This is a genomic window from Phenylobacterium sp. (assembly GCF_004799515.1).
In the GTDB taxonomy this organism is placed as follows: Bacteria; Pseudomonadota; Alphaproteobacteria; order Caulobacterales; family Caulobacteraceae; genus Phenylobacterium.
Genome location: NZ_SSMX01000003.1, coordinates 142492 through 155286 on the forward strand (window position 1 = coordinate 142492; position 12795 = coordinate 155286).

11 protein-coding genes are annotated in these 12795 nt (G+C 69.0%); 2 read left to right on the forward strand and 9 right to left on the reverse strand.

Features of this window, described 5'->3' with window-relative positions:
• Positions 1 to 80 precede the first annotated feature (80 nt).
• The 6 genes from E8A49_RS01480 to E8A49_RS01505 form a co-directional block, all read right to left on the reverse strand.
• Complete coding sequence (locus tag E8A49_RS01480) at positions 81 to 1172, reverse strand: acyl-CoA dehydrogenase family protein (protein ID WP_293375601.1); 1092 nt, start codon at positions 1170 to 1172, stop codon at positions 81 to 83.
• A gap of 38 nt (positions 1173 to 1210) precedes the next feature.
• A complete protein-coding gene (locus tag E8A49_RS01485) occupies positions 1211 to 2413 on the reverse strand; it encodes an acyl-CoA dehydrogenase family protein (protein ID WP_293375603.1) in 1203 nt (400 codons plus the stop codon).
• A 149-nt stretch (positions 2414 to 2562) separates the two neighbouring features.
• A complete protein-coding gene (locus tag E8A49_RS01490) occupies positions 2563 to 3792 on the reverse strand; it encodes an acyl-CoA dehydrogenase family protein (protein ID WP_293375605.1) in 1230 nt (409 codons plus the stop codon).
• Between the two features lie 173 nt (positions 3793 to 3965).
• Positions 3966 to 5159, reverse strand: coding sequence for an acyl-CoA dehydrogenase family protein (locus E8A49_RS01495; protein ID WP_293375607.1), 1194 nt, complete (start codon positions 5157 to 5159; stop codon positions 3966 to 3968).
• A gap of 81 nt (positions 5160 to 5240) precedes the next feature.
• Positions 5241 to 6455: an acyl-CoA dehydrogenase family protein gene (locus E8A49_RS01500; protein ID WP_293375609.1), complete on the reverse strand. Its 1215-nt coding sequence runs from the start codon at positions 6453 to 6455 to the stop codon at positions 5241 to 5243.
• A gap of 70 nt (positions 6456 to 6525) precedes the next feature.
• The gene (locus tag E8A49_RS01505; protein WP_293375611.1) at positions 6526 to 7746 is read right to left on the reverse strand and encodes an acyl-CoA dehydrogenase family protein; all 1221 of its coding nucleotides are present in this window, start codon (positions 7744 to 7746) and stop codon (positions 6526 to 6528) included.
• Positions 7747 to 7887: 141 nt separating this feature from the next.
• Between E8A49_RS01505 and E8A49_RS01510 the strand changes: the two genes are divergently transcribed.
• On the forward strand, positions 7888 to 9588 hold the full coding sequence (locus E8A49_RS01510; RefSeq protein ID WP_293375613.1) for a bifunctional lysylphosphatidylglycerol flippase/synthetase MprF: 1701 nt from the start codon (positions 7888 to 7890) through the stop codon (positions 9586 to 9588).
• Here E8A49_RS01510 and E8A49_RS01515 read toward each other — a convergent pair.
• Both E8A49_RS01515 and E8A49_RS01520 read right to left on the reverse strand, forming a co-directional pair.
• Positions 9585 to 10226, reverse strand: a complete 642-nt coding sequence (locus E8A49_RS01515) for a hypothetical protein (protein WP_293375615.1) — start codon at positions 10224 to 10226, stop codon at positions 9585 to 9587. The two genes, E8A49_RS01510 and E8A49_RS01515, sit on opposite strands and share 4 nt — an antisense overlap.
• A 217-nt stretch (positions 10227 to 10443) precedes the next feature.
• A complete protein-coding gene (locus E8A49_RS01520) occupies positions 10444 to 11682 on the reverse strand; it encodes an MFS transporter (protein WP_293375617.1) in 1239 nt (412 codons plus the stop codon).
• A 168-nt stretch (positions 11683 to 11850) separates the two neighbouring features.
• Here E8A49_RS01520 and E8A49_RS01525 point away from each other — a divergent pair, with 168 nt between their 5' ends.
• Positions 11851 to 12303 (forward strand): hypothetical protein, encoded by a 453-nt coding sequence (locus E8A49_RS01525; RefSeq protein ID WP_293375619.1) that lies wholly within the window; start codon positions 11851 to 11853, stop codon positions 12301 to 12303.
• Here E8A49_RS01525 and E8A49_RS01530 read toward each other — a convergent pair.
• Positions 12300 to 12506, reverse strand: a complete 207-nt coding sequence (locus tag E8A49_RS01530) for a hypothetical protein (RefSeq protein ID WP_293375621.1) — start codon at positions 12504 to 12506, stop codon at positions 12300 to 12302. The two genes, E8A49_RS01525 and E8A49_RS01530, sit on opposite strands and share 4 nt — an antisense overlap.
• Positions 12507 to 12795 lie beyond the last annotated feature (289 nt).

Here is a 12795-nt window from a genome sequence, read left to right on the forward strand (position 1 = left end):
GGCCGCCGCCTTCCCAGCAAAAAACCCCGCCGACGTCACCGCCAGCGGGGCTTAAAGTCACCTCAGACGAGGCCTAAACCCTAGTACCCCTGGATCCGCGCGTAGCGGTCGCGGTGGAACGCCTGGTTGCCAAACGCCGCCTCGGCGGCGCGGGCGCGCTTGAGGTAGAAGCCGGCGTCATGGGCGTCGGTCATGCCGATGCCGCCGTGCATCTGGACCATCTCGTTGGAGACCAGGTGGAAGGTGTCGCCCATCTTGGCCTTGGCGAGGCTGACCAGCTCCGGCGTGTCCGGGCTGTCGGCGTCGATGGCGGCGAGGGCCGCCTCGACGGTGGAGCGGGCCAGCTCCAGGTCGGTGAACATCTTGGCCGCGCGGTGCTGCAGGGCCTGGAAGGAGCCGATCACCTGGCCGAACTGCACGCGGACCTTCAGGTAGTCCAGCGTGGTCTCGAAGGCCTGGATGGCCGAGCCCAGCATCTCGGCGGCGAGGCCGGCGCGGGCGCGGTCGAGGACCTTCTCCAGCAGGTCCTTGCCGCCGGTCAGGGGCTCGGCCGCGGCGTCCTTGAACTCGACGTTGGCGGCGCCGCGGCTGTCGGCCAGGTGCAGGCGGGTGCGGGTGACGCCGGCGTCGTCGCCGCGCACCAGATAGAGGCCGAGCGCGCCGTCGTCGCCCTTGGCGGAGACCACGAAGACGTTGGCGGCCATGCCCTCGAGCACGAAGGTCTTCTTGCCGCTGAGCTTGCCGCCCTTCACCTCAGCCGCGACCCTGTCCGGCGCGTGGTGGGCGCCTTCGTCGACGGCGAGCGCGCCCACGGCGGTCCCCTCGGCGATCTTCGGCAGCCATTCCGACTTCTGCGCGTCCGTGCCGCCCAGGACCAGGGCCGAGGCCGCGGCCAGCGCCGAGGCCAGCAGCGGCGAGGCGGTCAGCGTGCGGCCGAGCTCCTCCAGGATCAGGCCCATGGAGAGGTAGCCGAAGTTCGAGCCGCCGTACTCCTCCGGGATGATCACCCCGGCCCAGCCCATCTCGGCCATCTCGTTCCAGGCGGCGGCGTCGTAGCCCAGCTCGGCGCCTGAATCGCGCATCTTGCGGAAGGCGGTGACCGGGGACTTCTCCTGCACCCAGCTCTTGGCTGCGTCGCGCAGCATGGATTGTTCTTCGCTCAGGACGGCCATGATGTGGTTCCTCTCAAATTCCGTGTTCTTGCAATGGATCAGTGGCTCTGGGTCAGGTCCGGCAGGCCCAGGATGCGCTTGGAGATGATGTTGGACTGGATCTCCTGGCTGCCGCCGTAGATCGTGGTGGCCTTGCCGCCCAGCCAGCTGCGCACCGCCTCCTTTTCCTCCTTGTTGAACTCGTCGCCCGACCAGCCGAGGCCCTGGTGGCCCATGATCTCGATGGTCAGCTCGGCGCGGGTCTGCAGGGTCGAGGTGGCGGCGTTCTTCATAATTGAGGTGGCGGCCGAGGGGCCGGAATTGCCCTTGGATTCGGCCATCGCCCGCATGGCGGTCTGCTGGAAAGCGCGCCAGTCCATGTCGTTCTGGATGACCCGGGCGCGCAGGTCGGCGTCGGCCACGCGGCCCTGCTCGTCCACGCCGATGTATTCCTTGGCCAGCTGCTCCAGCGACTTGCCCATGCCGAACATGCCGCCGCCGCCCGACAGGCCCGAGCGTTCGTGCTGCAGCAGGCGCTTGCCGATGGTCCAGCCGCCGTTCAGCGGGCCGACCAGGTTCTTCTTCTCCGCGCGGGCGTCGGTGAAGAAGGTCTCGCAGAAGGGCGAGGTGCCGTTGATCAGTTGGATCGGCCGGACCTCGACGCCCGGCTGGTCCATGTCGATCAGCACGAAGGAGATGCCCTCATGCTTCTTCGAGGTGTCCGTGCGGACTAGGCAGAAGCACCATTGGGCGAACTGCGCGCCCGAGGTCCAGATCTTCTGGCCGTTGATCAGGAAGTGGTCGCCCTTGTCCTCGGCGCGGGTCTGCAGGCTGGCGAGGTCGGAGCCGGCGCCGGGCTCGGAGTAGCCCTGGCACCATTGCAGGTCGCCCTTGACGATCGGCGGGATATGCTCGCGCTTCTGATCCTCGGTGCCGTATTCCAGGAGCGTCGGGCCGAACATCATCACGCCCATGCCGCCGATCGGGTTGTAGGCGCCCGCGCGGCCCAGCTCCTGCTGGATGATCCGGCCTTCCGCCGGAGACAACCCGCCGCCGCCATAGGCCGCGGGCCAGGTGGGAACGCCCCAGCCCTTGTCGCCCATGGCCTTGCGCCAGGCTTCCTGGTCCGCCGAGGGATTGGCCCGCTCTTCCCGCATCATCGGGTTGGGCTTGCCCTTCAGCGAGGCGGGGAAATTGGCCTCGATCCAGGCCCGCGCCTCCGCGCGGAAAGCCTCGAGGTCCGTGCCGCCGAAATCAGCCATTCAAATCCGCTCCGTTCCTATCCGATCATCCCGGCGAAAGCCGGAACCCAAGCTGAGGCCGGGCGAAATTCCCGGCGCAGCAACCTGGATGAAAGTCCGCTTGGTTCCCGGCCTTCGCCGGGAAAGCGGCATTGGTTATCGCCGATACTCTACCTTCCCTGTGTCGCCTCCGGCAAACCCAGGATGCGCTTGGAGATGATGTTGTTCTGCACCTCCTGGCTGCCGCCGGCGATGGTGCCGCTCTTGCTGCGCAGCATGGCCTTGATCGTGGCGAGCTCGTCGTCGCTGTAGGCGCCGCCCGACCAGCCGAGCCCTTGCGCGCCCAGGATCTCCACCGCCAGCTCCGCCCGCTCCTGGCGCACCCAGGAGCCGACATTCTTCAGCACGGAGGATACGGCGCTGGGGCCCGAGTTGGACCGGCTCTCCACCGCCGCGCGCCGGCCGGTGAGCTGGAAGGCGCGCTCCTCCATCATGCGCCGCGTCAGCCGCGTGCGCAGGTCCGGATCGGCCAGGCGGCCGTCCTCGTCCACGCCCCCATAGTCGCGCGCCAGGACGTCCAGCGGCGGCCCCGGGACCTGGCCCGGCCCCGCCGCGCCCGGCTGGGCGTTGGCGCCGGAGATGCCCTGGCGCTCGTGCTGCAGCAGGCGCTTGGCGAGGGTCCAGCCGCCGTTCAGCGGCCCGACCAGGTTCGCCTTGGGGACCATCACGTCGGTGAAGAAGGTCTCGCAGAAGGGCGTCGAGTCATTGATCAGCCGGATCGGCCGCGTCTCCACCCCCGGGCTCCTCATGTCGATGAGGAGGAAGCTGATCCCCTCGTGCTTCTTCGCGGGGTCCGTCCGCACCAGGCAGAAGCACCAGTCGGCCAGGTGCGCGCCCGAAGTCCAGATTTTCGAGCCCGAGACCAGCCAATGGTCGCCGACGTCCGTGGCCTTGGTCTGCAGCGAGGCCAGGTCCGATCCGGCGCCGGGTTCGGAGAAGCCCTGGCACCAGCGCAGCTCGCCTTTGACGATGGGCGGGATGTGCCGCTGCTTCTGCTCCTCGTCGCCGTATTCCAGCAGCGTCGGGCCGAACATGATCACGCCCATGCCGCCGATGGGGTTGGGCGCGCCGATCGCCGCCATCTCCTCGGCCAGCACCCGGGCCTCGGCCCGGCTGAGCCCGCCGCCGCCGTACTGGGTGGGCCAGGTGGGGACGCCCCAGCCCTTGGCGCCCATGCGCTCTTTCCATAGCGCCACGTCGCCGGTGGGCTTGGCCGCCGAGGCCTCGGTCTCGGTGACCGCGCTCGGGTCGCGCCGCAGCGAGGCGGGGAAGTTCTCTTCGAGCCAAGCCCGCGCCTTCGTCCGGAAGGCGTCGAGGTCAGAACCGCCGAAATCGGGCATCGGTTTTCTCCCTCTAGGTCTCATCCAGGGTTTCATCCCGGTTTTCGCCTTGGCGAAAGACCGGGACCCATAAGCGTCGGCGGTTCGGGATGGGCCGGAGAGCCTGGCGTCTATGGGTCCCGGACAAGCCGCCTGCGCGGCTTTCCGGGATGACACCCCATGATGGGGTTCGCCTATGTGTTCTGCGTCGTGTCCGGCAAGCCCAGGATGCGCTTGGAGACGATGTTGGACTGGATCTCCTGGCTGCCGCCGAAGATGGTCGTGGCCTTGCCGGAGAGCCAGGTGCGGGCCGCCTCGCGCTCTTCCTTCGAGAACTGATCGCCCTCCCAGCCCAGGCCCTGGTGGCCCATGATCTCGACGGTGAGCTCGGCCTTCTCCTGGCCGATCCAGGTGCCGGAGTTCTTCATCACCGAGGTGGTGGCGCTGGGGTTGACGTTGCCCTTCGCCTCGGCGGCGGCGCGGTTCAGCGTCAGGCCGTGGGCGCGGGCGTCCATCATGTGCTTGGCGATGCGGGTGCGCAGGTCGGGGTCGGCGATGCGGCCCCGGTCATCCAGCCCCACGTACTTCTTCGCGAGATCCACGACGTTGGCGCCGGCCATCATCCGCCCGCCGCCCTGCCCGGAGCGCTCGTGCTGCAGGAGGCGCTTGCCGATGGTCCAGCCGCCGTTCAGCGGCCCCACCATGTCGTCCTTCTCGGCGCGGGCGTCGGTGAAGAAGGTCTCGCAGAACGGCGAGGTGCCGGCGATCAGCTTGATCGGCCGGGTCTCCACGCCGGGTTGGCGCATATTGATCAGGACGAAGCTGATGCCCTCGTGCTTCTTTGTGTTGTCCGTCCTGACGAGGCAGAAGCACCAGTCGGCGTATTGCGCGCCGCTGGTCCAGATCTTCTGGCCGTTGATCTTCCAGTGGTCGCCGGCGTCTTCGCACTTCGTCTGAAGACTGGCGAGGTCGGAGCCCGCGCCGGGCTCGGAATAGCCCTGGCACCAGCGCAGCTCGCCGCGGACGATGGGCGGGATGTGGCGGCGCTTCTGCGCCTCGGTGCCGTATTCCAGGAGGGTCGGGCCGAACATCGAGGTGCCCATGCCGGCCACCGGGTTCTCCGCGCCCACGCGGGCCATCTCCTGCTGCAGCACGCGGGCCTCGGCGCCGGAGAGGCCGCCGCCGCCGTATTCGGTGGACCAGGTGGGCGCGCCCCAGCCCTTGTCGGCCATGCGCTGCTTCCAGGCCTTGCCGTCCGCCGTCAGGCCCTCGGCGCCGGGGATCATGGCGACCGGCTGGAAAGCCAGCGACTTGGGGAAGTTCTCTTCGAGCCAGGCGCGCGCCTCGGCCCGGAAGGTGTCCAGTTCGGAGCCGCCGAAATCGGCCATCGGATGTCTCCCTATATCTTTTTTTTCAATACTTTAGGTCAATGCTAGCACGGAAATCGATCGGTTTGGAGTCAGGTCCGCCTACTTGGGGTCGGGCAGGCCCAGGACGCGCTTGGAGACCACGTTCAGATTGATCTCCGACGTGCCCCCTTCGATGGAGTTGGCCTTGGACCGCAGCATGGTGCGGAAGGCGGTGATCTCCGGCGTCGAATAGCCGTCGCCCTCCCAGCCGAAGCCTTGATGACCCATGGCCTCGACCAGCAGTTCGTTGCGGTCCTGGGCGACCTTGGCGCCGGCGTATTTCATGATCGAGGTGACGGCGCTCGGGCCCTGGTTCGACTTCGCCTCGTCCGCCGCCCGCCGCACGGTGAGCTGGAAGGCGCGGGCCTCCATCAGATGGTCGGTGATGCGCCGGCGCAGGTCCGCGTCGGCCAGCCGGCCGGTCTCATTCACGCCCACGTAGTCGCGCGCCGCCTCGATGACGGTGGGCAGCGGCGTCGCCTGGCCGATGTTACCGCCGCCGAGGCCGGCCGAGATGTTGTCCCGCTCGTGCTGCAGCAGGCGCTTGGCGATGGTCCAGCCGCCGTTCAGCGGCCCCCACAGCTGGTCCTTCGGGACCTTCACGTCGGTGAAGAAGGTCTCGCAGAAGGGCGAGGTGCCGTTGATCAGCTGGATCGGCCGCGTCTCCACGCCCGGCGCGGTCATGTCGATCAGCAGGAAGCTGATGCCCTCGTGTTTCTTCGAGGTGTCGGTGCGGACCAGGCAGAAGCAACGGTCGGCGAAATTGGCGCCGCTCGTCCAGATCTTGGACCCGTTGACCAGCCAATGGTCGCCCTTGTCCTCCGCGCGCGTCTGCAGGCCCGCGAGGTCGGATCCGGCCCCCGGCTCGGAATAGCCCTGGCACCAGCGCACCTCGCCCTTGATGATCCCGGGCAGGTGCTGACGCTTCAACTCTTCGGAGCCATATTCGATCAGCGTCGGGCCGAACATCATCACGCCCATGCCGCCGATCGGGTTGCGGGCGCCGACCCTGGCCATCTCCTCGTGCAGGATGCGGGCCTCGGCGCGCGATAGACCGCCGCCGCCGTATTCCTTCGGCCAGGTGGGCGTGCCCCAACCTTTGTCGCCCACGGCCTTTTTCCAGGCTTTGAAGTCGGGGCCCTCGTCGTCGGCGAGGCCGGCGGCCATCGGCGCCTGCAGCGCCGGGTCGCGCCGGAACGCCTCGGGGAAGTTCTCGTCCAGCCACGTCCGGACCTCGGCCCGGAAGGCCTCCGTGTCACCGCCAAAATCCGCCATCTAAATCTCGCCTTCGAAAACTTGGAAACCGCTCGGGCGAGGGCCGAAATAGGCCGCCGCCGCCGTTAGTCTATTTCGGATCGGGCAGGCCCAGCACCCGCTTGGAGATCACGTTCAGGTTCACCTCCGAGGTGCCGCCCTCGATCGAATTGGCCTTGGTGCGCAGCCAGCCGTGGACCGCCGCCAGCTCGGTGGGCGAGAAGCCTTCGCCCGCCCAGCCCAGGCCCTGGCCGCCCATGGCCTCGACCATCAGCTCGGAGCGTTCCTTGGCGAACTCGGCCGCCGCGTATTTGATGATCGAGGTCGCAGCCGAGGGGCCGTTGGAGGCGCGCGACTCCGCGGCGATCCGGCCGATGGTCTGGCGCAGCGCCTGGAAGTTCATCTTGTTCTCGGTGATCCGCCGGCGCAGCTCCAGGTCGCTGAGGCGGCCCTCCTCCAGCCCGACATAGGTCCTGGCCACCTCGCCCAGGTCACCGGAGGCGCCGCCCGCCGTGCCGCCCTCGCCGAAGCCGGCGGAGATGTTCTGCCGCTCATATTGCAGGAGGCGCTTGGCGATTTCCCAGCCGCCGTTGATCTGGCCGACCAGATTGCCCTTGGGGATCTCGACCCCGGTGAAGAAGGTCTCGCAGAACGGGCTCTCGCCGCTGATCAGCCGGATCGGCCGGGTCTCGACGCCCTTCGAGGCCATGTCGATCAGGACGAAGGAGATGCCCTCGTGCTTCTTCGACGGATCGGTGCGAACCAGGCAGAAGCACCAGTCGGCCTTATCGGCGTAGCTGGTCCACACCTTCTGGCCGTCGATCTGCCAATGGTCGCCCTTGTCCTCGCACTTGGTGGCGAGGCTGGCGAGGTCGGAGCCCGCGCCCGGCTCGGAATAGCCCTGGCACCAGCGGATCTCGCCGCGAACGATCCTGGGCAGGTGCTCGCGCTTCTGGTCCTCGTTGGCGTACTCCAGCAGCACCGGGCCCAGCATCCACAGGCCGAAGGAGAGCAAGGGCGGGCGGTAGCGGCCGGCGGCCATTTCTTGGTCGAGCACCCGAGCCTGCTGCGGCGAGAGCCCGCCGCCGCCGTAGGCCGTGGGCCAGGTGGGCGCGGTCCAGCCCTTGGCGGCCACGCGGTCGCGCCAGACGATCTGCGGATCGGCGGAGCCGTCGAAGGCGCGGCCGCCCCAGACGGCCTCCGGATCGGTCTTGGCGTCGGCGTCGCGCAGCTCCGGCGGATAGTTGGCCGCGAGCCACTCGCGCACCTCCGCGCGAAAGGCGTCGAGGTCGGTGGCGCCGAAATCGGCCATGGCGGACGGACCCTTGGGATACTGCGGAAATGGGCGGCCACCTTAGCGCCGCCCCTGGCGCAACGAAACAGCCGTTTGAAGCGCTAAGACGCCGGCAAATCGGCTATAGAGCGTGACCCATCAACGGACGCACGGGGCTGGATGCGCTTCCTGAGAGACCTTCGGCCGGCGGCCTTCGCCTTTGCGCCCTGGACGGCGGCGATCCTGACCTTGGCGGCCGGCGTGATGCTGCTGGCCTCGGGCGCGACCCCGTCCGAGCCCGTCCGCTTCATGCGGCTGATCCAGATCACCCCGGTCTATCTGATCGAGACCGCGCACTTCCTCTCCAGCCTGCTGGGCCTGGTGCTGGTTCTGCTGTCCTTCGGCCTGCGCGCGCGGCTGGACGCCGCCTGGTACGCCACCATCGGCGTGTTGCTGCTCTCGGCGACCCTGGCCCTGCTGAAGGGGTTCAACTGGGAGGAGACCGCGGCGCTGGTTTCGCTGGCGGTGCTGATCGCGCCCTTCCACGGCGCCTTCCCGCGCAACGCCCGCCTCAGCCGCATGGAGATCACGCCGGGGTGGCTGTTCTCCGCGGCCTGCGCGGTGGTGGGCGCGGGCCTCCTGGGCCTCTGGTCGTTCCAGCATTCTGACTACGCCGACCGGCCCTGGTGGCGGGTGATGGCCGACGCCGACGCCGAGCGGGCGGTGCGCGCCTGGGCGGGCGCGGCCATCGTGCTGCTGGCCTTCGGGCTGTGGCGCCTGTTCGTCTCGGCGGCGACCCCGCCGGTGGTCGGCGAGACCGACCCCGATTTCGAGCAGGTGCGTTCCATCCTGGCCAAGGCCGAGATCGCCGAGCCCGGCTCCAACCTGGCGCTGCTGGGGGACAAGCGCTTCCTGTTCTCGGCCTCGGGCGAGAGCTTCCTGATGTTCGGGGTGCGCGGCCGCGCCTGGGTCGCGCTGGGCGCGCCGGTGGGCCGGCGGGACGAGCGGCAGGAGCTGCTCTGGCGCTTCCGCGAGCTGGCCGACAGCCATGCCGCGCGGCCGGGCGTGCATGGCCTCAACGCCGAGGACCTGCCGGAGATCGTCGAGCTGGGCTTCGCTATCCAGAAGGTGGGCGAGACCGCCGCCGTGCCGCTGGAGACCTTCTCCATGGAGGGCCGCAAGCGCGGCACCGCGCGGCGCGCGGCGCGCAAGCTGAAGGAGGCCGGCGCGACCTTCGAGGTGATTGAGGGCGAGGCGGTCGCCGCCCTGATGCCGGCCCTGCAGGCGATCTCCGACGAATGGCTGTCGCACCATGCGGGCGGCGAGAAGGGCTTTTCCATGGGCGGCTTCTGGCCGCGCTATGTGCAGGAGTTCCCGATCGCCGTGGTGCGCATGGGCGGCGAGGTGATGGCCTTCGCGACGCTCTGGACCACGGCCAGCCGCAGCGCCTTTTCCATGGACCTGATGCGCTACGCCGACGTCGCGCCGAACAACATCATGGACTTCCTGTTCGTGGAGCTGATCGAGTGGGGTCGGCTCGAGGGCTACGAGGCCTTCGAGTTCGGCATCGCGCCGCTGGCCGGCCTCGACGACCGGCCGCTGGCGCCGATCATGTCGCGGGTGGGCCGCCTGCTCTTCGAGCGGGGCGAGGAGATCTACAACTTCCAGGGCGTGCGCCGGTACAAGGACAAGTACGACCCGCTCTGGCAGCCGCGCTATTGCGCCGCCCCGCACAAGTGGTCGATCCCCTGGCTGATGGCCGACGTCGGCCTGCTCTCGAGCGGCGGCGTCTCGGGCCTCTCCAAGCGCCCGAAGAAGGCCGACGAGGCGTCGAGGGAAGCGCCTGAACCGACGGCGCCGCAGCCGGCGGAGACCGCCTAGCTCTTCAGGTTGCGGTCGATCAGGTGGTCGAGGTCGCCGTTGTCGCCATGGCGGTGGCGATCGCCTTCGCTGCGGTCGAGCGCGCGGAATTCGCCGACCACCAACGGCCCCGCGGTCGGCCCCTTGGCCACATAGCCCACCGCGCGCCAGCCGCCCGGCCCGCGCCGGTCGCTGGCCAGCACATAGACCAGCTCGGCGTTGGTGCGGCCCACGTCCTCGGCGACGACCTCGGCGCCGGCCGGGGTCGCGTGGACGATCGTGTGCTTGCCGCCCTTCTTGACGCTGACCTCGGTGTTCTTGCCGTCGTCGTGGACCGAGACGCCGAAGATCTTCACGTCCGAGCGGTCGTTGAGCGTGTGCACGTGGAAGAACGGCAGATCGACGTCGGTCCGCTCGCCTTCGTCCAGCTTGGAGATCGCCGGGACCGGCTTGAAGGGGAGCGGCAGCAGGGTGCGCAGCTCTGCCTGGTCGGGCGCGAGCGCCTCGGTGGCGGAGCGCCCGTCGAGGTCCAGGAGCTTGAGGCGCACCGTCTCGCCATCGGAGCCCTGATAGTCGCAGCTCCGTCCATCGCCGGCCTGAGCGGTGCGGGTCAGCGCGCCCTCGCGGTCCGGGCAGATCAGCGCCACCGGCGTCTTCATCGGGCCCGCGCCGATCGACGAGGGCTCGAATCCTTCATAGTTCCCCGCGTGGCGCAGGCCGACATCGCCAGCGCCGACGCGCCCACGGCGGCCAAGATGACTACGCGTTTCATGATCTCGAGAACCCCTGGCCCATCGTCGCCTCGGGCTGGAAAGTCGAGGCCGGCCGGGGTGAAGTCCAATGAATTCGCGGTAAGGCGGCGGCTCAGGCCGGGCCTCAAGGCTGCGGCGCGTCGCTGACGAAGGCCGCGCCCTTGGCCTCCGGACCGAACCAGGTCACCGCCGCCAGCACCACGGCCACCACGCCGCAGACGATGGCCAGCGCCAGGCCGTAGTTGTTGCCGTTGGCCTCGGCGATCCGGGCCTGGATCACCGCATTGCCGGCGGCCAGCAGGTTGCCGAGCTGATAGGCGGTGCCGGGGAAGACGCCGCGGGCGTCGGGCGGCGACAGCTCGTTTAGGTGCGCCGGCACCACGCCCCAGGCCCCTTGCACCGCGACCTGGATGAGGAAGGCGCCGGCGCCCAGCATCAGGGGCGTGGTCCCGAAGGCCCAGAGCGGCAGGACGGGCAGGGCGAGCAGCGCGCCCAGCACCATGGCTCGGCGTCGTCCGATCTTCTCCGACAGCGCCCCGAAGATCAGGCCGCCGCAAACCGCGCCCAGGTTCAGCACCACGGTGAGCGTGGTCACCAGCCAGGGCGCGAAGCCGTGCTGCACCCGCAGGAACGTCGGGTAGAGGTCCTGCGTCCCGTGGCTGAAGAAGTTGAAGCAGGTCATCAGGACGACGACGTAGGCCAGCCGCCGCCAATGGCCCTTCAGCGCCTGCAAGAGGGTCGGGCCCCTGGTGGCGTGGGCCTCGGCGCGCTGCGCCTCCCAAGCCGGCGACTCCTGGACATTGCGGCGCACGTAGAGGATCACCAGGGCCGGCAGGACGCCCAGGCCCAGCATCACCCGCCAGCCGACCTGCGGCAGGAACAGGTTGGCGATGGCGGCCAGGAAATAGCCGACCGGATAGCCCTCCTGCAGGATGCCGGAGACCACGCCGCGGCTTTTTACAGGAATGCTCTCGAGCGCTAGGGACGCGCCGATGCCCCACTCGCCACCCATGGCCACGCCGAACAGGGTCCGCAGGATCAGCAGGACGATCAGGTTCGGCGCGAAGGCGGAGGCGAGCGCCAGCACCGAATAGATCGCCACGTCGGCCATCAGCACCGGCCGGCGTCCGTACCGGTCCGCCAGATGGCCGAACAGCAGCGCCCCCACCGGCCGCGCGCAGAGCGTGAGCGTCAGCGCCACGCTCACCGTTGAGACCGGCGCATGGAAGTCTGCGGCGATGTCCTTGATGACGAAGGTCAGCAGGAAGAAGTCGAAGGCGTCCAGCGCCCAACCCAGGAAGCTCGCCAGGAAGGCCGCCCGCTGGCCGCGGTCCAGCGCCCTCAGCTCGTCGATGATCACCATGCCGCACGCGTTCCTGACGGCCGCCGCGCACCGTCGCGGCCGCCGGATGTGAACCGTGTCAGCAGTCGGCGGCCTTCGGCAAGGTTGCGGGCGTCCGAAGCGGCCTCAGGTAACCCATGGTTATCAGGTCATCTCCTAGGCTCCCGCGCCTAAGGGGGACGGCGCGCCATGTCGGTATCTTCGGTCGGATCTTCATCGGCGGCTTCGGCCGGATTTTCCGCCTATTCGCCCTCCGCTGTGGCGCGGACGCCGGACGCCTCGGCCCTCGTTGCGGTTAGCGCGGCGATGGAGGTCGAAACGGTCACCCAGGCCGATGTGAGCGTGACGGTCGGTGGCGCTTCGCCGGGGCAGGCCGCCCAGGATGCCGAGACCGCCAAGGCGCTGACCACCCTGCAGCAGGTGGCGGACAGCCAGCGCGAATGGATCGCCGCGCTCAAGGCCGCCTACGAGGGCAAGCCCACGCCGAAGAGCGGGAACGCGAGCAGCGACGCCAAGGCGGCCGGCTCGAGCGCCACCGGCGGCTCCGAGCCTGACCCGTCCAGCGTGCAGGTCACCGTCACCCAGCAGACCACGGTGCAGACCAGCCTGGCGCTCAGCGCCCAGGTCGACATCTCCGCCTAGCGGGGTCCGGCGATCACTCCGGTCTGCTGGCCGATATAGGCCAGGATGAAGAACAGGCAGGCTGCCGACGCCAGCATGATGAACCGCCAGGGCACGAGCCTCGGCTCCTTATGCGGATTCGGCGGCCGAGATCCGCGCCAGCCGGCGAACAGCGCCAGCAAGAAAAGGCCGGCCGCGAGGCCGAGGGGAAGCGTCAGATCCATCTGCGACGCGATAGCGCAGGCGCACCCCCAAATGTAATGCGTCCGTATCCGCCGGGGTCATTCCGTCCACAGCCAAGATGCGCGAACCACTACATCTAGCGTTAGGCTTTCGTTTACACCCCAAATCACGGTGGTAGCGTTCCTCTGTCCAGGAGGGGCGATTCGATGACGGCGGCGGCGCCCTGGAGCGTCAAGGGGATCGATCCCAAGGCCCGTGAGGTCGCCAAGGAGCTTGCCCGGCGTTCCGGCATGACTCTTGGGGAATGGCTTAACCGAGTTATCCTAGAAG